18 protein-coding genes are annotated in these 22,373 nt (G+C 38.7%); 8 read left to right on the forward strand and 10 right to left on the reverse strand.

The annotated features are described in order from the left end of the window. Positions 1–17 precede the first annotated feature (17 nt). Genes EHR07_RS08170 through EHR07_RS08180 form a run of 3 tightly spaced genes read left to right on the forward strand, consistent with a single transcriptional unit; the run spans position 18 to position 5,921 of the window. A complete protein-coding gene (locus EHR07_RS08170) occupies positions 18–1,292 on the forward strand; it encodes a valine--pyruvate transaminase (RefSeq protein ID WP_135746227.1) in 1,275 nt (424 codons plus the stop codon). Beyond that, positions 1,289–3,607 (forward strand): hypothetical protein, encoded by a 2,319-nt coding sequence (locus tag EHR07_RS08175; RefSeq protein ID WP_135744634.1) that lies wholly within the window; start codon positions 1,289–1,291, stop codon positions 3,605–3,607. Before EHR07_RS08170 ends, EHR07_RS08175 begins: the two co-directional genes overlap by 4 nt. A 49-nt stretch (positions 3,608–3,656) precedes the next feature. Continuing rightward, positions 3,657–5,921 (forward strand): arginine/lysine/ornithine decarboxylase, encoded by a 2,265-nt coding sequence (locus EHR07_RS08180; protein ID WP_135744635.1) that lies wholly within the window; start codon positions 3,657–3,659, stop codon positions 5,919–5,921. A gap of 128 nt (positions 5,922–6,049) precedes the next feature. Here EHR07_RS08180 and EHR07_RS08185 read toward each other — a convergent pair whose 3' ends face one another. Then, positions 6,050–6,691, reverse strand: coding sequence for a hypothetical protein (locus EHR07_RS08185; protein WP_135744636.1), 642 nt, complete (start codon positions 6,689–6,691; stop codon positions 6,050–6,052). On the opposite strand from EHR07_RS08185, the gene EHR07_RS08190 reads away from it, so the two are divergent. Next, positions 6,690–7,724 (forward strand): sodium:calcium antiporter, encoded by a 1,035-nt coding sequence (locus EHR07_RS08190; RefSeq protein WP_135744637.1) that lies wholly within the window; start codon positions 6,690–6,692, stop codon positions 7,722–7,724. The two genes, EHR07_RS08185 and EHR07_RS08190, sit on opposite strands and share 2 nt — an antisense overlap. Here the strand turns inward: EHR07_RS08190 and dprA are convergent. Together dprA and EHR07_RS08200 are read right to left on the reverse strand one after the other, a co-directional pair. Next, the gene (gene dprA, locus EHR07_RS08195) at positions 7,714–8,640 is read right to left on the reverse strand and encodes a DNA-processing protein DprA (RefSeq protein WP_135744638.1); all 927 of its coding nucleotides are present in this window, start codon (positions 8,638–8,640) and stop codon (positions 7,714–7,716) included. The genes EHR07_RS08190 and dprA overlap by 11 nt on opposite strands. 11 nt (positions 8,641–8,651) lie before the next feature. Further along, positions 8,652–9,569 carry a tetratricopeptide repeat protein gene (locus EHR07_RS08200; RefSeq protein ID WP_135744639.1) on the reverse strand — a complete coding sequence of 306 codons (918 nt, stop codon included), beginning with the start codon at positions 9,567–9,569 and terminating at the stop codon, positions 8,652–8,654. A gap of 50 nt (positions 9,570–9,619) precedes the next feature. Between EHR07_RS08200 and EHR07_RS08205 the strand changes: the two genes are divergently transcribed. The 4 genes from EHR07_RS08205 to EHR07_RS08220 are packed head-to-tail and all read left to right on the forward strand — an operon-like array spanning position 9,620 to position 12,684. Further along, positions 9,620–10,048 carry a GNAT family N-acetyltransferase gene (locus EHR07_RS08205; protein WP_135744640.1) on the forward strand — a complete coding sequence of 143 codons (429 nt, stop codon included), beginning with the start codon at positions 9,620–9,622 and terminating at the stop codon, positions 10,046–10,048. Beyond that, complete coding sequence (locus EHR07_RS08210) at positions 10,045–10,818, forward strand: SDR family NAD(P)-dependent oxidoreductase (protein ID WP_135744641.1); 774 nt, start codon at positions 10,045–10,047, stop codon at positions 10,816–10,818. Before EHR07_RS08205 ends, EHR07_RS08210 begins: the two co-directional genes overlap by 4 nt. Position 10,819: 1 nt before the next feature. Next, positions 10,820–12,163, forward strand: a complete 1,344-nt coding sequence (locus tag EHR07_RS08215; RefSeq protein WP_135744642.1) for a DUF445 family protein — start codon at positions 10,820–10,822, stop codon at positions 12,161–12,163. Continuing rightward, a complete protein-coding gene (locus EHR07_RS08220; RefSeq protein ID WP_135744643.1) occupies positions 12,160–12,684 on the forward strand; it encodes a hypothetical protein in 525 nt (174 codons plus the stop codon). Before EHR07_RS08215 ends, EHR07_RS08220 begins: the two co-directional genes overlap by 4 nt. On the opposite strand, the gene EHR07_RS08225 is transcribed toward EHR07_RS08220, so the two are convergent. From EHR07_RS08225 to EHR07_RS08255, 7 genes are all read right to left on the reverse strand, one after another. Beyond that, on the reverse strand, positions 12,661–13,503 hold the full coding sequence (locus EHR07_RS08225) for an alpha/beta hydrolase (RefSeq protein WP_238734160.1): 843 nt from the start codon (positions 13,501–13,503) through the stop codon (positions 12,661–12,663). The genes EHR07_RS08220 and EHR07_RS08225 overlap by 24 nt on opposite strands. Then, positions 13,466–15,451, reverse strand: a complete 1,986-nt coding sequence (locus tag EHR07_RS08230) for an Lnb N-terminal periplasmic domain-containing protein (protein WP_135744644.1) — start codon at positions 15,449–15,451, stop codon at positions 13,466–13,468. The genes EHR07_RS08225 and EHR07_RS08230 overlap by 38 nt, the downstream gene beginning before the upstream one ends. Before the next feature lie 42 nt (positions 15,452–15,493). Then, positions 15,494–15,979, reverse strand: coding sequence for a DUF3015 family protein (locus EHR07_RS08235; RefSeq protein WP_135744645.1), 486 nt, complete (start codon positions 15,977–15,979; stop codon positions 15,494–15,496). Between the two features lie 16 nt (positions 15,980–15,995). Continuing rightward, a complete protein-coding gene (locus EHR07_RS08240; RefSeq protein ID WP_135744646.1) occupies positions 15,996–16,499 on the reverse strand; it encodes a DUF3015 domain-containing protein in 504 nt (167 codons plus the stop codon). 223 nt (positions 16,500–16,722) lie between these two features. After that, positions 16,723–18,624, reverse strand: coding sequence for a serine hydrolase domain-containing protein (locus EHR07_RS08245; protein ID WP_135744647.1), 1,902 nt, complete (start codon positions 18,622–18,624; stop codon positions 16,723–16,725). Between the two features lie 168 nt (positions 18,625–18,792). Then, positions 18,793–20,919 carry a toprim domain-containing protein gene (locus EHR07_RS08250; protein WP_135744648.1) on the reverse strand — a complete coding sequence of 709 codons (2,127 nt, stop codon included), beginning with the start codon at positions 20,917–20,919 and terminating at the stop codon, positions 18,793–18,795. Between the two features lie 6 nt (positions 20,920–20,925). After that, positions 20,926–22,296, reverse strand: a complete 1,371-nt coding sequence (locus tag EHR07_RS08255; protein WP_135744649.1) for a DNA gyrase subunit A — start codon at positions 22,294–22,296, stop codon at positions 20,926–20,928. Between the last annotated feature and the right edge of the window lie 77 nt (positions 22,297–22,373).

Consider the following 22,373-nt stretch of genomic DNA (forward strand, 5'->3'; position numbering starts at 1 on the left):
GAGAAAGTCTGGTGAATATGACGCCCATGACGGATTCTTTTGCTTCTCTTTGGGCCAGCCGCCTCCGCCAAAACCAGGGAATTCGTTCTCTCATGGAAGATTTAGGCCAAGTCACGGGACACCCTGACGAAATCCTACTCGGGGGTGGAAATCCCGCTCATATTCCCGAAGCCGAAGAAATTTTTGCTACCTGTTTTCAAACCTTAGCCAATGACCCGAACCTTACTGCACTTCTAGGAGACTACCAAGCTCCGATTGGAAATGACCGTTTCCGTTCGCTAGCGGCAGAGTATCTTTCTCCGCATTTAGGTGCCAAACTTACAAAAGATAATATTGCTTTTTTTAACGGCAGCCAAAATGCCTACTCCTATCTACTCAACATTCATTCGGGAAAAATGGCTGATGGCAGTTTCAAAAAAATCCTTTTTCCCATAGTCCCAGAATATATTGGTTATGCGGACCAAACCATCGAAGCCGATACTTTTTTGGCAAACGCACCCGATGTGATCCCAACAGGAAACCATAGATTTCGTTATGGATTTAACAAAGAAAACTTTGATCTCTCAAACATTGGTTGTGTGGTTATGTCAAGGCCCACAAACCCAACGGGAAATATTTTTCCAATTGAAGACATTCAATGGATTGAAGAAAGAACCCAAAAAAAATCAATCCCACTTCTTATTGACCTAGCTTATGGAAATCCATTCCCCAACCTCATTGCAACCGAAGAACCTATCCATTACGCCGAAGGAAGAACTCTGTCTTTAAGTTTCTCCAAAATTGGTCTGCCTGGAGTTCGTTTGGGTATCATCATCTCCAATCCGGATACCATTGAAACTCTTTCCTCTTATGCGGCCGTTGGAAACTTAGCTGTGGGAAACCTCGGTGTATATATGATGGAGATCCTTTTTCGAAAAAATATCCTTCCCGATCTTGCAAAAAACGTCTTACGTCCGTTCTATGAAAAAAAGTTGGAACTTGCTATTTCGATCTTTGAATCAGAATTTAAAAAGTCGGGAGTGGAGTATGAAATTCACGATCCTTTGGGTGGATTTTTTCTTTGGATTCGTTTTCCGAATCTTTCCATATCAAATCACAAACTTTACCACCTTTGTAAAGATAAACGGCTCTTTATAGTTTCTGGTCATTATTTCTTTCCGGGATTAAACTCAGATTTTTCCCACACCAAAGAATGCATACGTTTGACATATTGCCGTAAGGAAGAAGAATTAGCCAGGGGAGCCCATATCCTTGCAAAAATTGTGGCTTCACACCAGGCAAAATCCAAATGAGTGAAGACAACTTTGATCTATCAGACACAGTCGTAGAGAATCCGTCTGCCAAAGAGGAAACAACTTCCGATAGACCATCCGCACAATCCTATATCTTTTTGTCTGATTCCGTAGGCAGTCTAACACCTACAGCACGTTGTATCCTGGATGAACTCAAAGACTGGCACAAACGTTTAGAAAAACACGGATCCAAAGAAAAACACGCATCCTATTTGCTGACTGTAGACAAACTTCCCGAAGCTCTTGGAAAGTATACAAACCTAGGAACCCAAGGTCGTACAGAAAATTCCATTTACCATGCACTGCGTCAAATTTTGGACATTGACCACAGAGGCCAAAACAGAGCCGCTTATGCCTACCCATATCTCATTCGAAATGGTAGCAAAATCGCTTCTAAAATTGCTCTCGTTGCACCACAAAACGAAAATAAAACGGATACTCAACCTTACAGGCAAGCTTGTTTTCGATTTTCTCAAGACCTAATCAAAGTACTTTTAGATAACCGAGCTAAAAAAGGAAGGAATTGGGATGAAGAAAATCCAGGTTCCTTACTTTTGCAAAAGAACAAAGAAGGCAATACTTGGCTTTATCCAAAACTTGGATCTCTGGAAGCAGAAATTTCCTCTCTGGTTCGAAAAGGTTTTGGAAATTTACCTTATATTCCCATGCCGGATTTTCTCCAAGACTTCACTGAATTTGCAAGAGAACAAAACTTAGCACTTCCTATTTTAGCCGATTACCATATTGTGATTGATGAGCTAAATATTTTACCTGATGGAAGTTTCAAACGTTTGCCAGAAGTGGTGAACCAAATCCTTGCTCATATGAATGGATTGGAGCATTTTACAAAAGACCAACTCACCAAACTTGCGAAAGACGCAAAATACGAATCTTTCCTGGCTACTTTTAGCGATTATTTATCTAAACCAAAATTTTCTTCTTTGGAATCAAAAATGAATCCAGAGGAAGAAGTAAAAAAGTTTTTATCCATCATTGAAAACTTTCCTTATCCTATGGAAAAAGGAAACAGATCTTTATCAGTAAAAGAAACTATTGAACTGAGTGTGAAAATTTTAAAAAGACTCTCGGAAGAAAAAGGATCGGTTCTCACTCGGAAAGATGATAACATTTATGGTACAGTTAAAAATGCAGTCATCGCAAAAATTCCTGAACATACAAAAAATCATAATACACTACTAAGAATTGATTTTGAAGAAGAAGTCGCAAAAGCGGGAATCACTTCCGAAGAAAAAGCAAACGAATACATCAAACGTTTGAAAGACGATGTATTTTCCGATCATTCTTATTATGAAGAAAAACTTCCCGATGGAAGATCTGTTTATTATGTTGTGGACCATGGTTATATGGCTGCTGTCATCCACAAACTTGCCTTTGAAGGAAGGACCAATCCCGAATTCAAAAAACAATTGAGTTATGCAAAAATCATCAACCATAAACTTTTAAATCCTAAACATCCAGAACTCAATAACAAACTAAAACCTGAGTTAATTGCCAAACTCAATGCCGATGTCAAAAATATGGAAGTGGAAGAATTGGAAAAAGAAAGGTCCAATGAAATTCGCTCTCGTTTCAATGTAGTTCCTGGAATTTTAACTTTTGTAGTTAGCACACTTATTTTTATCACAGGAGCTTACTACCTTCGTTCTGCGATGCCAATTTTCTTTGGGGTTCCTTTCTCTGTTGTTCTCGGATTTATGGCTGCCATTTATTTCAGAGAAAAATCTACAGAAGAGATCCGAGAAGATATCAAAAACTCAGGAAAATTTTCTGGGATTGGAGATTGGGGTAAACCTACTTATCAATCTAGCTCCTCTTCTTCCTACGAGGAGGAAGCGGAAACTAACAAAAAAGACGAAAAACTTTCTAATATCTATAAAGCCGCCGATAACTTCGTATTTCCCAAACGGTTCAATAAAATCACCGACAAAGTTTTGGATCCTAAATCTTTACGATCTCGAATTTACGAAAACTTAGACAATATCAAACGAAACAACATGACCTTGGGAAAAGAGAAAGATAACGACAAAGTTGCTTCGACTGTAGAATATGCGGTATTACAATCTGTTTCTACTATAGTCATCCCAGACGATGTTGCGATTCGGGATCTGCCGAACACCATTCTCATCAACCGAAATGATATGAAGTCAGCACTCTTTCGTGGTCAACTTGCCGATCACTACAGAGAGGAAATGAACAAAAAGAAGTTCGATAAAAAATTGGTTAAGTACTACACCTACCTTATTAACACGATTGAGATGGAGTATTATAAATACTTACCGAAAAAACGCGTTTAAATACTAAAATTATTTGATTCTTAAGTGGTCACTCTTCCTATGGAGTGTGATGTATCAAAACGGTATCGTACAATTTCCTATCATCATTATCGATGAAGATTTTCGTTCTGAAAATGCCAGCGGTCTTGGCATTCGAGCTATTGCAAAGGCCTTAGAAGGCGAAGGAATCGAAGTTCTGGGTGTGACCAGCTACGGAGATTTGACGAGTTTTGTGCAACAACAGAGTCGGGCCTGTGGATTCATTCTCTCCATCGACGATGAAGAGTTCACTCCAGAAACAGAAGGCGAGGTTCCCGATGCTCTTCGCCAACTGAAAGATTTTGTGACACAAGTGCGTCATAGAAACGCCGATATACCTCTGTTCCTTTACGGAGAAACAAGAACCAGTCGTCACATTCCCAATAGCATTTTAAAAGAATTACATGGCTTCATTCATATGTTTGAAGACACACCTGAATTTATGGCGCGTGCCATTCATAGAGAAGTTAAAACTTACTTAGACAGTTTGCCTCCTCCTTTCTTTCGTGCCTTAACCCAATATGCGCATGATGGAAGTTATAGTTGGCATTGCCCTGGTCACTCTGGCGGAGTTGCTTTTTTAAAAAGCCCTGTAGGGCAAATGTTCCACCAATTTTTTGGAGAGAACATGTTAAGAGCTGACGTTTGTAATGCGGTGGATGAACTAGGTCAACTTCTAGACCATACTGGCCCCATTTCTGCCAGTGAAAGAAACGCTGCACGGATTTTCCAATGTGATAGTTTGTATTTTGTAACCAATGGAACTTCCACTTCTAATAAAATTGTTTGGCATAGTACGGTTGCCCCTGGCGACGTTGTGATTGTTGATCGCAACTGTCATAAAAGTATATTACATGCTATTACAATGACAGGAGCCATTCCTGTTTTTTTAATGCCTACAAGAAACCATTTTGGGATCATCGGCCCAATTCCCAAATCCGAATTCAAATGGGAAAACATTCAGAAAAAAATCGCGGAACATCCTTTTGCAAAAGAAGTAAAAGGGAACCCAAGAATTCTAACCATTACACAAAGTACTTACGACGGAATTTTATACAATGTCGAAGACATCAAATCTGAGTTAGATGGAAAAATTTCAACCTTACACTTTGATGAAGCATGGCTTCCACATGCATCCTTCCACCGTTTTTATACTGGAATGCATGCCATTGGGTCAGACAGACCACGTCCGAAAGAAAGTATGATCTTTTCTACCCAGTCCACACATAAACTTCTGGCAGGCCTTTCTCAAGCAAGCCAGATCCTAGTGCAAAACAGTGAAAAAGAAACTCTGGATAGAAACCTTTTTAATGAAGCATTTTTAATGCATACAAGCACTAGTCCACAGTATGCCATCATCGCTTCTTGTGATGTGGCAGCGGCCATGATGGAAGCTCCTGGTGGAAATGCCCTCGTGGAAGAATCTATTGAAGAAGCCCTCGATTTCCGTAGAGCCATGCGGAAAGTGGGTTTGGAACTAGAAGAAGATTGGTGGTTTAGTGTTTGGGGACCAGAGGCACTTGCAGACGAAGGTGCTGGAGAAAGAGACGAATGGATTCTCAAAGCCAATGACCGTTGGCATGGGTTTGGTGACATTGCGGAAGGCTTTAATATGCTCGATCCTATCAAAGCAACTGTCATCACACCAGGTATGAGTGTGGAAGGAGAATTTGCTGATTGGGGAATCCCTGCTCTCATTCTCACGAAGTACTTAGCAGAACACGGAATCATTGTAGAAAAAACAGGACTCTATAGTTTCTTTATCATGTTCACCATTGGAATCACAAAAGGTCGATGGAATACAATGGTCACCGAATTACAACAGTTCAAAGATGATTATGATTCCAACCAACCACTTTGGCGTGTGATGCCAAAATTTACGGCTGCTTATCCTAAATACGACCGCATTGGACTACGTGATCTTTGCCAATCGATGCATGAAGTCTATAGGGCAAACAACATTTCCCACCTAACAACGGAGATGTATCTTAGCCCCATGATCCCTGCAATGAAACCTTCGGAAGCATTTTCAAAAATGGCACACCGTGACATTGAAAGAGTTCCGATTGATGAATTGGAAGGACGAATCACTTCTGTGTTATTAACACCGTATCCTCCAGGAATTCCACTTCTCATTCCTGGAGAAAAGTTCAACATGACCATCATTCGCTACTTACAATTTGCAAGGGAGTTCAACTCTAAGTTCCCAGGTTTTGAAACCGATATCCACGGTCTTGTGGAAGAAAAATCAGAATCTGGTATATTAACTTATTATGTGGATTGTGTATCCGAATAACAAAGATTACGAGCCAATTCCAGACAAACGAATCTGAGTCTGGGATTGGATTTTAGTAACAATAACGTCAACGGTAACAACAGTGTAAACGGATTCTAAGCTAAAAGAATCACTTTTGTTCCAAATGTTTACTCCCATTCAATCATCTTCACCACATCTTTCAAACAATCTTCTCTATATTCTTGGTTAGGTTTCAAAGTCGGCAATCCAGAATACCATTTCCCATCAGGATATTTTAAATCCACCCAAAAAGTAAAAAGTGTGGTTTCCCCGTTGTTATTTTTAATTTCGATGTTTAAAAGTTTTAAATCGGAAACACCCGTTTCTTTATAAAACACTTCTCCATTCCTTGTGCGGATTCGAATTTTTTTGGGAACCACTTCGTAGGTGATCCCTTTTTTTTCTTCTCGTTTTTGTTTTAGTTCCCAGGAATCAATTCGTAATGAGTCTAGTTCGTTTACATTCAATTTCTTTTTGTAAAGGATTCCATCTTTTGAATGTTCAAATGACATCGACTGACTACCGCTAGATGATTCACCACGAACGGTTCTTCCGTCACAAAGGGTAAGGTTTAAAACTTTTGGTTCAGAAGAGTCTTTGTCTCCTCGAGCATTTCTTGGTTCTTTCGATTCTTCCTGAGGGAGAGAAGGTAGGTTTGGTTCCTTGGGCAATCGTGGTTCTCCGAGTACGGGAGAAAAAAATCCGAGGGTCCCTACCCAAAGAAAGAGTCGCAGTCGGAGGAAGTTTTCCATATTCTGACCTTTATCTATGGATGCATTTCTTACTGCAACTTTTCAAACCCTTCCCTTACCAGTTCTTTTACTCATCATCATCGGCTCTATCCTTGTTCTGGGCAAAGCCGCAGACGTGCTTGTAGACGAAGCGGTCTCCCTTTCGACACGTTGGGGTGTGCCCAAAATGATCATTGGTGCCACCATCGTGAGTTTAGGGACAACTCTCCCCGAAGTTTCGGTATCTGTGTTATCTGCTTTGGAGGGAAATCCAGGAATCGCACTAGGGAATGCCGTTGGTTCCATCATTTGTGATACGGGACTAATTTTAGGAATCGCCATCCTGATTTCCCCACCTGACATTGACAAACGACTTGTCAATCGACAAGGATGGATCCAAGTCCTAGCTGGATTTTTGTTAGTGTTTGCAGCCCTTCCTTGGACAAACCTAACATCCGTATTTTCCACAGGGGGAAGAATTGACCAAGGAACCGGTTTTGTATTTTTAATCCTTCTTGCTGTTTATATTTATTTAAGCATTCGTTGGTCTCGTTCCAAACCGGGGGAAGTCGAAGCAGGGATTGATGTCACAACAGAATATGATGAATCCCCTTTCTGGATTGTATTAATAAAACTAGTAGTGGCCATCACTCTTGTGATTTTATCTTCTAAGGTTCTTATCCCTTCTGTCCAAGAAACAGCCATTCGCCTGTCCATTCCTGATTCTATCATTGGAGCCACACTTGTTGCCTTTGGAACTTCCCTTCCAGAACTTGTCACGGCCATCCAAGCCTCTCGTCGTGGCCATTCCGAACTTGCAGTGGGAAATATCATTGGAGCTGATATTTTAAATGTTCTTTTTGTTTCCGGGGCCGCTGCTGCTGTGACAAAAAACGGACTCGAAGCTCCCGTTAGTTTTTTTACCTTCTACTTTCCTTCTATGCTCATCGTTCTTGTACTCTTTCGTTTAGGGATTGTTTTCTCTAAAGACAAAATCAAACGACCGTTTGGTGTATTTTTACTTTTTATTTATGTCCTAGCCACTGTAGCAGGATTTGTATTTAAAGGGTAAAGTCTATTTTCCATTCACCATCTCTTCCAATACCAGAAGGGATGGTTCGACTTTTCCTCCATTCTTCATAACTCATCTCCTTACTTTCCAATTCCACTTCCTCTATTTGAAACTTTGTTTCCCCAAATAATCTTTGTGCCCCTTGCCGAAGAAGTAACCTTCCTCCTTCGTTATCAAATTGTTTGGGATGGTCGAATACAAATATCTCACGATTTTGTTCCATCGCACTATAGGCTGTAGAAATAGTTCCTGATTTTCGACCCGACTCCATGATGTACACTTTGTCCGCAAGACCGGAGATGACACGATTTCGTTTGGGAAAGGTCCATTTGGCTGGTTCTGTTTTGAGTAAAAATTCTGTGATGAGAAGTTGGTTTGGATCTTCTTTGATTCGTTTGTAAAGATCCCGGTTCCCAGGTGGGTATTCCATCCCTAAAGTGGTTCCAAGAACTCCCACCACAGGAATTTGCAATTCCAATGCAGATAAAAAGGCTTGCCGGTCAATTCCAAGAGCCATACCCGAAACTACCACCAAATCTTTGTTTGCTGAAATAAGTTCCACCAACTTTTTTGTGGCAAAAAGCGAAACCGGAGAGGACTTTCTTGTTCCGACGATTGCGACCATTGGAGATTGTAATAAAGTAAGGTTACCCAAACAGGCCAAAACCAGTGGTGGGTCATAAATTTCCTTTAAATTTGGGGGATACTCAGGTTCAAAAAAACTAACTAGTTTCCAATTGGGATTTTTTGATTTTTCCCACTGAATACATTCCGCCACATATTGGTTCCAAAGTTCCTCTTCAATGAGATTGGATAAAACCTGGTATAACTCAGAAAAATGGCCGCACCTACACCAAACTTTTGTTTTACGAAGAAACGATGATACCTTAGGATGTCCCAAAATGGAAACGACCACAATCTAAGAGGTCAGTTTGATTTGTTTTGGGCCCCCAATTGGTTTAAGTTTTTTATAACATTGCGGTAAGATGAATTTTCATCTAAAGGTTCGCGGATCGATCCTTTTTCTTTCATCTCTTCCAATATGGACTTAATCCGAGTGTATTCATCATAAGCTAAATTTGATTTTCCTATTTGGTATAAAAAATTAGCCTTTGCAAACCTAGTAGGAACATTATATGGTTCTTTGCGTAAAATTTGGTCGAGAAGGGAAAATGCAGTTTCCACTTCATCATACCCATTCGAAAGTTTTCCATTCCAAGCTTCATCCTTCAAAGAAGAATCAAAATAAATAAGAGCCAATTGAAAGGGGAACCGAGAATCTTCTTTATCTAATTTGGAAAGTTGTTTAAAAAGCCCAATGGCACGATTTCGTCTAACAGGCTCCCAACCCATATCTTTAGAAGCATTGGCATAAGCCACTGCCGTTTCATATAACAGCTGCTTGTCTAACTTTCCAGATTGGATCGCTTTTTCGAAAAATGGTAAAGCTGACTCATAAGAATGAATTTCAAATCCACCTTGTTTGGAGTTGGGCAGAGTTTCGCCCATTGCCTCTTCGTAATAACGTGCACCTAGGTCAGCAGAGCCGGCTCGCATATAAGCCCTGGCAATTTTCCAGGAAAGGGCTGCCGATTGGTTGGACTTTTGGACCATTTTACGAATCCGTTTGTCCATTTCTTCGATTTCGGCTTCTTCCAAAGCCAACTTTTCTTTCCAATTCACGATGTCTTTTTCGGAAGGTAATTCCCCACCAATCCGTTTGCGGTATTTGGATTCTGTGAGTGATTTGAGATAGTCACAACCAACCAAGCTAAAGCCAAGCAGGGAAAGAAGAATCACCAGTGGCAAGGAAACCAAAGAAAACCTGCTGTTTTTTGTGCCCATCGGTTCGATTTTAGTTTCTTTCTTTTAGATGAAAAGAAAAAAATGTGATTATGTCTCATAGTTTTCGAAAGCTGGGTGAATCCGATCTTTCCTCACTCCTCCAATGGGAATCTTTATGTTTTCCCGGCGAGGAATGGACAGAAAAAATGATCCAAACCCATCTCGAATTCCATGTGGCTTTTGGTTTAGGAGATCCGGAAACTAAGAGTTATGCTCTTGTTTGCGAAACTCCTTGGGAGATTGAAATCTTTCGGATCGCAACACTTCCCAACTATCGAAAGTTAGGTTTGGCTAAAGAACTGTTGTATAATCTATTCCTTGAATTTCCGAAAAAAGAATTCTTTTTGGAAGTGAAGGAATCAAACCTTGCCGCCATTGGTCTTTACCAATCCGTCGGTTTTACAGAGTTAGAGAGACGTAAAAAATACTATCCGGATGGATCTACAGCTGTCCTGATGAAGAGGAATCCAACTGAATGAAAAATGCATATGTCACTGGCGCATCCCAAGGAATAGGAAAAGAATTTGTTCGTGCTCTTGCGAAAGATTATAATGTCTTTCTAATTTCCCGTACTGAATCCGATTTAAAAAAAGTAATTTTAGAATTAGAGCCTAAATCCAGAGGGATTTTAAAATACTTCGCTTTGGACCTTACCAAAAAAAAAGATGTAGAAGAACTCGCTGAAATCATTTCAAAAGACAAAGATGCTGAACTTGTTGTGAACAATGCAGGATTTGGAACTGTGGGTGAATTTGCCTCATTGCCACTCGATAAAGAGTTAGACGAAGTCAATCTAAACGTAAAAACCTTAGTTCATTTAAGTCATGTGGCACTAAACCGATTCAAAAAAAATAAAAAGGGATATTTGATTAATGTGGCATCTATCGCAGGTTACTTGCCTGCACCAGGTAGTGCGATATATGCAGCCACCAAAGCTTTCGTTAAATCTTTTACAGAGTCCATTCATGAAGAAGCAAAACTTCATGGGATTTATGTCCAAGCACTTTGTCCAGGACTCACTCATTCTGACTTTCACCAAAGAGCAGGAATCAGCAAATCCAAATACCCATCTTTTATGTGGCAAAATGCAGATGTAGTTGTGGAAGAATCGTTAAATGCACTTCGTTATAACCAAGCAGTTTGTATTACTGGTTCCTTCAATCAAGGCGCCATCACTGTATCTGAACTTATCCCACGAGGTTTCCTTCGTAGGTTGAGCGGAAAATATTTAAAGTTAGAAGAGGAATAGGATGGATGTTGCAAAATTAGATACTTGGTATCGCAGACTCCTTGTTATTTTCTCTGTCATTGGTGGAGGTTTCCAACTATATTATGAAGGAAATGTTTGGGTCAATGCGATCTTTGTAGTTCTTATGGCAGGGATGGTGGGATATTTCACCAATTTCCTAGCAATCAAAATGTTATTCCAACCTAAACATGGTAAGGTGCTTGGTTGGTCAGGTCTTGTCCCCAAAAACAAATCCAAAATTGCAAAATCACTCGGAGAAAGTATCCAAAGTAATCTCCTTCACCCAGATATCATTTTAACTTATATCTACGAACGGAACTTAGTAGAAACAGGCATTCAAAAAATAGTCAAAGAAATTGATGAGGCTATTCATAACGAAGAAATTCGAACCATGCTTGTGACAAAAATCATTTCGATGTTAAAGGAAAGAGGGCCAGAGATTTTAGAAGTTATCTTCGATTTTTCAGAAGAGACAATGAAAAAGATGGCCGAACGTCCCGAAGAAGTGCAAAAACTATGGGATTATACAAAAGGACGCCTAACCTATTATCTTACTGAAGAAACCAATCGTGAGGAATTAGGAAAACAACTCCGAGTTATCCTTTTAGAAGAAATGCCAAAGCTTGCGAACTTACTGAACGAAGGTTTGGAAGAGTATTTAAAAACAAGAAGTACCCTTGGTAAAATCGGAATTGGAGTGAAAAAGATTTTTTCTTTCAACGAAGATGCCATTCGCGAACTTTTAGAACGCTTTGTGAAAGATCCTGAAACTTCTGACCAGTTTATGAAGATGATGGATGAAATGATGGCTGGCCTTCAAGAACGATTGAACTCCAAAGAAACTCAAGAATTCATTACGGGAAAAATTTCCAATTGGTTGGAAGCCAGTGGTGACTACGCCAGACAAAACCTTCTCCCATCGGGAATTGAAAGATTACAAGCCTACTTAGATGACCCGAACAACTGGGAAGAAATTGAAAAGAATTTCTTTCGTGCTGTGGATTGGGTTAAAAAACGCCTCCTTGAGTTTATGAATAGCGATGAAGGAAAGGTTTATCTTAAAACCAATATAGAAAAATTTGTCCACAATATCAATGTCACAGCCCTAGTGGAAGAACGTGTGATGGCCCTTGATACTGATGATTTAGAAAAAATGATTTTGGATAATACCGGAGGAAATCTTGTCGTTATACAATTCTTAGGTGGAATCTTAGGAATGATTGCGGGCCTCATCCAAGTTCATATCTATTTTGCGGTTCCTGTGGGTGCCCTTGTTCTTATCACCTACATTGCCCATTACAGAAACCAAAAACGGATTCTCGCAAATCCAGAACAATCAGTATGAATAAAAAATTTAAAACTTTTTTTTGTAATCTACCTGTCCTCTTTGTTTTAACATTTTTTTTAGGAATGGCAACACAGTGCAGTGCTAAAAAAAGTTTTGTAAAATTAGTTTCAAAAGAAAATGAAACAGGACTTTTGTATTTAGTTCGTCCAGATCATACAGCTCTTGCTTTTTGGAACTATGAATGTTTATTATCTCGTTACCCGGATAAATTTTCTTCCCGAATCGAACCAACCCCTCTGTTTAAAATTGAACTTGCGAATGCCTCTTTAGGTTATCTTCGATTACCAGAAGGAACTTACCGATTGAATGTCATTGGAAAAAATGATGCCACAAAAGTTTTTCAAATCAAAAGAGGAGAAGAAAAATACTTCGAACTCAAAATATTCAGTGAAACAAAATGGAGCAGAAGTGAATTAACCTTCAAAGAATTTGATAAAGAATCTGCTCTATCTGAAATACTTTCAACCCCTACTTTCTTAGAATCCCAGTTTGTATCAGTACAAATGCCGGTTGAGTAAAACTAAAAAATCTTTTGCAAATTGTGAACGTCCAAGGTTCATCCAATCCACATGTCCCCCACCACGAATTTCCCAAAACACCTTAGGTTCTTTCGCTAAACCAAAAATCTGTTTTCCATTTTCAAAAAACACAACCGTATCTTCGGTTCCATGAATGATTAAAAGTGGAATGGGTGAAAGGTTTGCAATTACATCGCGTGGACTTGTTTGGTCATGAAAAACCCAAGAGAATAAATTTCCCATCGGAGGAAAAATCACATGATTCATTGTTTGTTTGGCAACTTCCCGATAAGAGGGAAAAGAACCATCAATACATAGTAAAACAATTTCATTTTTATCTTTCCAATCAGCGACAGAGCGCATGGCAATAGCACCACCCAAACTTTGCCCATAGACAATTAACTTGGAACCTCTTATCCTAGTTTCTTGCAATACATAATCCAAAACTAACTTACTATCTTCGACTATATCTTCAGGATCAGGTTCCCCTTCTGATTCACCATAACCTCGATAGTCAAATACGATGAGTTCATAACCATGATTCACAAGCCAGACCAAAGATAAAAAATGGGCACTCATATTTTGGCCATTCCCATGAAATTGCAAAATAACTGCCTTAGGTGTCTCTTGTTGTTTGGAATAAATTCGCCATACGTTTAACTTCACTCCATCTTTTGTTGTTAAAAACGTAGGTGTGTATGAAAAACCCATTTGTTTCGGAGTAAAATAAGTTTCCTTAGTTGGATGGTAATACAACGAGGAACAGTTTACCAAAAAAAAACTAAAACAAATAATGATAAGATATAAGTGCTTCTTCATAAAACCTTTCTCCATTTACCTCGACTCGTAATTCATGTGTATTTGAAAATGCATATCGAACTTTGGCAGTAACATAATAAGAATTTAAATTATGGCTCAGTTGGTAATTTTGCGCTGTGGCTCCTGTATAAATTTTCCAAGCACCCCATTCATTCTGATAGAATAAACTCAAGTTTCCACCATAACGGATACCATTTTCAAACATTCTACCATTTTGTGCCTTGAGTCCCGCAAGGACACTTAAGACCCCGAGACTCATAGGAGTTTTTCCAAATTCATTGGAAAAAGAATAACCCATGCGAAAATCAAAATTACCAACTTGTTTCCGAAGAGTTTCGTTATTATTTTGATAAACTGCTGTTTGAATCCCTGTATCTAATAAATAAGAAAAATCTTTTGAAATTGCATTATAGGGATTCAAAGATGTTACCTTAACGGCACTTACAGAAGTAAGTTCAGGTTTATGATTTTCATAGGCACGGATCGTTGTATCAAAAAAAGCCAATTCCGAATTGGGTGCATGACCTTTACTTACATTCAAAAGATCGTGATAGGCAATTCTGTATTTAAATTCAGCGAAATTCCCCAAAGAAGAAACACCGAAGGAAGTAGCAACGCGACTTAATGGGTGTGAGGCCTCAGGCGGTGTAGACAAAGGTATTTGTTCCATTGGAATATATTCATCATTCTGTTTACTTCGAAAAATAAGTAACTTATCGTAGTATTCTTTGTGTTGTTTTGGGATATCTGATTTATTTGAATACCGGTAACGATATGTATCAAGTACGGCATCTGTCACTAAAGACGTTCGAAAATTTTCTTTTGGTTCAGGAAGGAAGGCATTTTCAAAACGAATCATATCAAAGTAGGTGGTTTTTTCCTCCTCTGTCATATCATAAATTTTATATTTAATTTTGGAATACAGAGACGGGCGATATTTTTTAGAAATGACAAATCCATCTTCAGCTAAGTAGAGTTTAATGGTGTCACCAGGTGCCACAATCCAACCAGTTTTATTACTAATATCTAATTCAGGAATCGATACTTCTAAAAATTCCATTAAATGATAAGAACAATTTTCATTAATAAAAAAATAATCAAAGTCTGCTCTGCCCATTTCCCAAAGATGACGAATCAATCTCTCTCTTTCTTCTGGTTTTAACTTTAGTTTATATTCCCAAAGATCTCGGCTTTCCATATCATTGTATTCATTTACTTTTAAATAATAAGGAAAAATTGCAAAGGTGCCAGGATAACCTCCCGTTAATCCTTTATAAGCATAAGCAAAACCATTCATTTCCCCAGGATTGGCAGCATAATTGACTCCATAATCTAATAATTCTGAGTTTTCATTTACTTTATTATTGAGTTTGATGAGTGTATGCCCAAACATAGAAGCTGGTGCTTGCATATAATAAGATGAAAACACAACTGAAACAGAATCGGGATTTAAAGATTCTTTCCAACTTTCAAAACGTGGGCATTGTATCTCAGTGATTCGATTTAAATCAAATTTGAGTTTTCCCTTTAGCCAATGGTATCTTTCTGGATAAGAACATTGTGGGTGTTGGAGTCCTTCCGGGATTGGTTCTTCTGTAAAAAAACTATGAAGGGTTGCGATTAATTCTTTTTCTGGATTGTATTTTCCTTCTTCCGACAAAAAATAACGTTTGTTATCGACTTCACTTTCCCAAAACCCCCATCTAGTTTTTTTAAGTCGTAATAACCGATACCAATGACTCTCTTCTGCTAGGTGATTTTCCTTCGCTTCGTTTATCAGTTCTTGTAAGTATTGTTGGCTTTTGGGTGACTTGGGAATTTCTTTCCCTTGTTTTCTTGCCGTTAGAAAGTCTAATTCAAGTATATTTGGTTCACTGGTTGGCTCTATGGCCCCAAGCGAAGTGGTAAAAAGTATAAAAAGAAAAGTAAGTAGGTACAGAGGAAACACCAGAGTATCCAATTGGTGGATACTCTGAATTTTTATAAAGGTTTAGATTTTGCAGTAATTTTTTACTGTTTGGTCTTTTTCCAAAGTTTCGTGAAGATTGGACAACATCAAACTTGGGTTTGCTTTTGAATCTTCTGTGAAAATTTTAGAGTAGTTTTCTTTTACTACTTCATTGAATCGAACACCTGATTTGCATTCAAAAAGTGTAGCTAGGTTGGAAAGTTTTTCCCCTTTTCCTGCTGCCATTTCTTGTTCCAAACTATCAAAATTCATATGCACATAAATCTCACGTGCATGTTCTTTTTGAGCAACGCCATCTGCTGTACAGTTAGAGGTTCCTGATGTAATACCAAAAGTTTGGCTTCCCGCAGTTCCGTTGGTTGTAGCAACAAAAATTTGATTCCCACCAGGCATTACGAGAGTTCCTAGTCCGCATCCTGCCATTCCGTATTTAGGAGCAGCTGACATTTGTGAAGCAAGTAGAATCATAGAGATTCCGATTGTGGAGATGAGTGTTAACTTTTTCATTTTATTTCATATCTCCTTAGATTTGTGAACAAGACTTAGCGAGAACTTTATCGCTTTTAACTTCTGATTTAACTGCTGAAAGTAAACTTGCAGGAGTTGAATCCTCAGTGATGAGTTTAGCATAGTTTTCTTTTGTTACTTGGCCAAATCTGGATAAAGAATCATTAGAACAACCGAGTAGGCTTCCAAGAGACTCTAATTTTTCCCCTTTCCCTGATGCCATTTCTTGGCCTAGAGAATCGTAGTTCATTGTTACGAATAATTCCTGAACTTTGTCTTGTTTTACAACACCGTCAGCTGTACAGTTGGAAGTTCCAGAGGTAATACCAAAAGTTTGGTTACCATAGATTCCATTAGTTGTTGCAACAAAAATTTGCTCAGCATTATTCTTTTGAAACACGTATGTCCCAAGTCCGCAACCAGCCATACCATATTTTTTTGCTTCTACAGCAGTAGATGTCATTGTGACAGCTACAACGGCAGCAGACAAAAATAGGATTGAGGTAATTCTTTTTCCCATTTCGAATTCTCCTTTTGAAACTTTCGAATCAAATTCGGACGAAATCTAATCGATCTTTTTAATTCGTCAAAAACTTTTTCGAAAGGCAATATAATTTCTTTCCTAGGGTCTTCGATAAAACAAAAATTTAGAATCAAATTAAGTTGCAGAAAAGGAGCGTATAACGCGAATTTCGTCATACGAGTGATGCAATGCCGACTGAATTTGATTCAAGGATTGACCCCTATTCCCCCAAAAACTGGATTCCCGAATACAATAGAACAGGTTTTCCATCGATTCTTTTTAATTCCATCCTTTCCCCTAAATTGCGACCAAAACCCAGAATCCGAAGTGTAGATTCTGATTCTAACTGACAAGGAAATTGGTTAAAATTCTCCATTCCACCTAACGAATAAAAAACTTTTGCATTGATAAACCCACGTTTATCTTCTTTTAGTTCTACTCTGGAAATGAGTGAATACGGATCCTTAGTTTTATAAGTGGTTAAAAAAGATTTTTCTGGCAACCTAAAGTCAGGTCGAACCAAAACTCCAAAACCCCAACTTCCTTTGGCTGCATTTAATGAATACATAGTAAAGATGGGAATTTCTTCCCAAGTTTCAAATTCGATCCGCATCGATTCTAATGTTTTTTCTTTCACTGGGATTAAACCAAAAAACAGACGTAAGTTGGTTCCAAATCGATTGTCTTTTTCTACTAAATCAAAGTCAAAACCCATCATTTCGATTTTAGGTGGATTACCTTGTTTTACTTCATGAACACCCAAAGGAGAAACATAAAGCCCATAAAATCCATCTAACTGGTTTTGATTTTTTCGTTCTGGTAATGGAGGTGATTCTAATTTCAATCCTGTTTTGTATTCGTATATTATATCCAGAATCTCTTTGTTAGCTGGTCGAATCGAAGCCGTCGCAAAACTCAAAGTGTTTCCCACAAGGAAACTTGCTGTTTCTGATTCAGGATCATAAATCAAATCTGCAAAAAAGGGAGGAAGGGATCCCGAGTGACCCGAAATCCAAATACTTTTATCACCACTTTTCCTTTCTTCCATTAAAACGGGAAGGCCCAATTTCATTTGAAAATTGGAACTCGGTCCTTTTTGGATGCGATGGAATTCGAAAAAACTGGATGGAGAAAGAAGACCACTCCCTCTTTTGCTTTGGAAGAATGCCTTCATAAAAAGACCCATATCTTCTCCGGTGGTCGAAAGAGAACCAGCCGTTAAATCACGGATCACAGGCCTCACGGTTTTTGTTTTCCAAAACAATCCAGAATATCCAGAAACCAACTCCGATCCTTCATTTAACTCTAACAAGGTGGAATGTTTCATTCCCGCCTTTGAAAAAATATTCTTTTGAAAATACTCTTCAATCCCAACACCTGATACTCGTTCGATGACAATTCCCAAAAGCCCAAACCCAAAATTGGAATAGGAATGGGCTTTCCCTGGTTCGTTTTTTTCCATCTGCGAAAGTGTTTGGGGAAGAGAACGAAAGGTGTCCAATATCTCAGGATCCTTAGCTTCAGGAGATAGGAAAAAACCAGAGGCCCTGTCAGAAGGAAATCCCGATTGGTGGGTCAAAATATCTCGAATGGTAACTTCGCGGTATTTTTTTTCTCGAGAAGGCATTACATTTACTTCCGGTAAATATTTCGATACCGGATCATCTAACTGTAGTTTGCCATTATCTTGTAATTGCAAAAGAGAAATCCCAGTCAATAGTTTGGTGATACTTCCAATTTTAAACCGTTTGATTTGCTCTTTGTTGTCTACACCAAGTGATCCAGAATGTACAATGCCATCACCTAACAAATACATGTAAGACAAGGATTTGATTCCTGAGTCTCTAACTTCTTCTATTTTGGATAAAACCACTTTCTCTGTAGTTGCGATATCCTTATGGTAAACTTCCTTGGGTTTTTCTTGTAGGGAGGAACATTGTAAAAAAATAAAAATGTTTAATATCAGAAAAAAGGATTTTGATTTACGATTTAAGGAAACAGGAAGAGGAAAAAATAATGGGAGTGGATGAAACGGAAGAAGAGATTCTTCTTTTTCCTTAGTTTGGAATTTAGCAGAAGACTGAACCGAAGACTCAGTGTTTTTTGAAGAACGAGGTTTCATTCCCCTAAAAAATGAAAATCTATCATTTGCGGCAAGCCCATAAAAAACAAAACTCCCCAAACCTATGGAATGGGGAGTGATCGCTATGCCAAACGGAAAGAACTACAATTGTTCCTTTCGTTTGGGCTTTGTTTGTTGGTAAAAATTTTGCCTGTGAGTGGATAAACCTTAGTCTTCAATCACACTCATAGAGTATTCAGAAATTGCCTCACGACGTTTTTCTGCATAGTCTTTGTGAAACCATAAGTCTTGGGTATTTTTGGCAGTTTTTTTATTTCCCACAGTGATTGTGGTCATACAATGATCGACTGCATATTTCATTGCTTCTTTTCCAGTTTCCCCAAGTCCCTTGTTTCGTTTTTTGCGAGTGATTTCACCACCTTGTTTGTTCACTTTCGCAACTAACTTGTCGTAGTCGGAATCATCGATACAAAATACAGTTTCTTTTTTTGCATCTTTCCACTTCACATCCACCTCATAAAGTGGTGCCGCAGAAATATTGATAAAACCTAAATCAAAAAGTTCAGGCCAATACTCATAGAAAAAAGACAACATTAAAGACCTGATGGCATAGCCATCAAAATCCGCATCCGTGATGATACTGATGCGATCGTAATGAAGTTCATCAATGGACTTCACTTTTTGGTCGAGTGGAAGGCCCACAATGGCTACGATATTTTTCATCTCTTCGTTTTGCATGGCTTTCGCAAGAGACATCCCCTTACAGTTGAGTGGTTTTCCCCGGAGTGGAAAAAGCCCATGTAACTTGGGATTTCTTGCAGGACGTAGACCCGCAATCGCTGAGTCCCCTTCCGCCACAAAAAGAATTCGGCCTGGATCGTTTGGTTTGCCCGTCGGAGGCATAAGCTTAGGGATATTGTTCCGAGACGCCTTACGGAGGCCTTTCTGCGCATCCTCGAGCTGTTTCATCTGGGTTCTGCGTTCCATCACCATCTTAATTTCTTCGATGAGGCCCGTTTTTTTCAAAAGTTTGTCGAGGTGTTTGTCCACAGACTTTCGAATGTCTTCATTCAAATCATTGATGAGATAAGATTTATCTTGTGACTTAAACCGAGGATTGAGGATACGAAGGTTTACATACATATGAAAACAACTTCTTACATCGTTTCTTGTACATTGAGTGTTTAGTTTTTTTTCTAAACTGACAATTTGTGATTTTTTACGAATCTCATCACAAAGTCTATTTTCTAAATACTCAATCGCAGATCCACCTTGCGGGCAAAAAATCGAGTTTACCCAAGTCAGAGTTTTGTTTTGTCCCACAACTACATAAGTATCCATATGGATTTGAGAGGAGGAAGTTTTATCCGCATAATCTAACTTATAGTAAACCATCTCGGAGTTACTAAAAATCTCATCAAAACCTTTTTTGAATTTATACTTTTCTTTTCCAGTTTTGTGAATGAATACTACTTCTAAACCAGGGTTAGACATAGCAATATCTTGAAGGTATTGTTTCACCAAATTGATGTTAAAAGATGTGTCTAAATTGTTAAAATAAGCTGGATTGAGTTCAAACTCCACTGTTGTTCCGTGGTCTTCCTTTTTAGCAGTTTCAATCACGGCAGTCATCCCTGTTTTATCACAAGGTGCTTTTAGTTGTTTGATTTGGTCAGCGGATAATAACGGACAATCTACAAAGGTCCCATGTTCATCATAGTATAAATGAACTCGTTCTGTATCTTCTTTCGAAAGTTTAAAACCACGGATAGTTTTTTTCACATCATCATGAATGCTAAACATTTTTTTGTAAGCTTTTCCACCGTTGATGGTTTTCACTCTAAAAAAGGAAGAGACCATACGTACAAGAGAAATCCCCACTCCGTTCTGTCCGGCAACATGGTCTTCTTTGACTTTATCATCAAAGTTTTCTCCATACATCAAATGGAGGTAAACTCCTTCGGCATTGTCTGCAGGAATCCCACGACCGTTATCTTGGATGGTAACACGTTTACGATCGGTTGACAATTGGATGATGAGTTTATTCATCTTGTCTTTTTCTGGAATGGATTTGTCGTTTAAGTTCTTTCTGTACTCATCCACACAGTTCATACATGCTTCATCCAAACACTTTAGTTTGGCTGGAATGTCGGAAAGTTCTTCGTGTACGATATCATACTTACCAGCGTTATCTTTGGTAAAAAAATGTTGTTCAAAAGTGGAAAGGGAGTTTTGCCCAAGCCACATTCCTGTACGCATACGAACGTGTTCTACATTCGATAATTTCTTAAAATTTCGCGAATTTCCTGAGGTTTTTTCAGTTTTTTGAGCCATAATGATTTATTTCGGATCCCATTTTTTCTTCAGTTCATCAAGTTCATCGGTCATAAAACCGGTGAGTTTTTTATCATCTTTTTGTAATGTCGTATACTCAGTGTATTTTGTTTTTGCTTCTACAATGGCATCTTCACATTTACGAACTTCTTCCAAAGTCATTCGATAGACTGGAATGGAACTCAACCATTCAAAATAAACAAACTTAGCTGCTTTTAATTTATCTTCGAATTCTTTTTTGGACTTAATGCCTGTTACTTTTTCGTTCCACTTTTCTTTGATGAATCGAATGAGTTCTGAGTTACGATCAATCTTTTCTTTTTCGAGTCCAGCGAGTCGTTTGAAACGACGAATGAGATGGGTTTTTCTAAAATCACAGAATCGTTTGATGATTTCTTCTGGATTAAAGTTACGAAGTTTTCCTTCGTGAGTGATGACGTTGATGGTTAAAACTTCATTGTTCTCTTTGGAAAAAAGTTCTTTGATTTCTTTTTCCGAAGGTTCTTCGCCTTTTTTGGCAACGAGTTCAATTTTGAAGGTTTGACTGGAATGATCTACATAGTCCTTCAACCAATTGTCCTTCTTTTCGATCAGGTCATCCAAATAACCAACAACCTTTTCTCGGTTCCAGTTCATTGGTGCATCAACTAGAAACAATTTCCCATCTTCTTTTTTGAAACCAAACGTAGTGGACATCACTGTGCTACCGTTGTCGTTTTTGGACAACTTCACTTCTCCACCGTACCCTTTGTACCAAGGTGTGATCTTTTTTGGTTTCCCCGTTTTTAAATAGGTAACTTGTGATTCAATGACATCACTGAGTTTGTGTGCAGGAATAAAACAACGGAAACCCGTTGCAATCCCTTGGATGTTATTTAAGAGGACAACGGGAACCTTTCCCACAAAATGAATGGGTTCATCTTCGGTTTCATCATAATTTTTGACATAATCAATATCAGGCAAACTTTCAAAGAATCCTAAATCTTTCGCGAAGTCGGAAAGTTTGACTTCTGTATATCGAGGGGACGCAATTGCATTGGGATCTAAAACATCCCCAAAAGTTCCTTCGCCGTGTACAAGCGGATAGTTATTGGCAAAAGCAAAGTCTTGTGCCATTTGAGAAAGGGCATCTTGAATGGAACGATCTCCGTGCGGATGGTATCCCATCGCAAGCCCTGCCACTTTTACAGTTTTGGTATGGCGGTTACGAGCGTCAGAGTTCCACATCGCCCATAAAATCCTTCGTTGAACAGGCTTTAGACCATCAATTTCTTGCGGAATGGCTCTCGAATCGCATACATAGCGAGAGTATTTCCTTTGGTCATCATTCACTTGGTCTTCAAAGGGGCGTTTCGGATACTGTTCTTCGTTCTTCATGGTTCCAAATGACACAGGGATGGGGTGAATTGACTTGTCAAGCGGTTTTCCCTTTTTAGACTGGCGATACGCACCGG

Source organism: Leptospira bandrabouensis (genome assembly GCF_004770905.1).
GTDB classification, from domain to species: domain Bacteria; phylum Spirochaetota; class Leptospiria; order Leptospirales; family Leptospiraceae; genus Leptospira_A; species Leptospira_A bandrabouensis.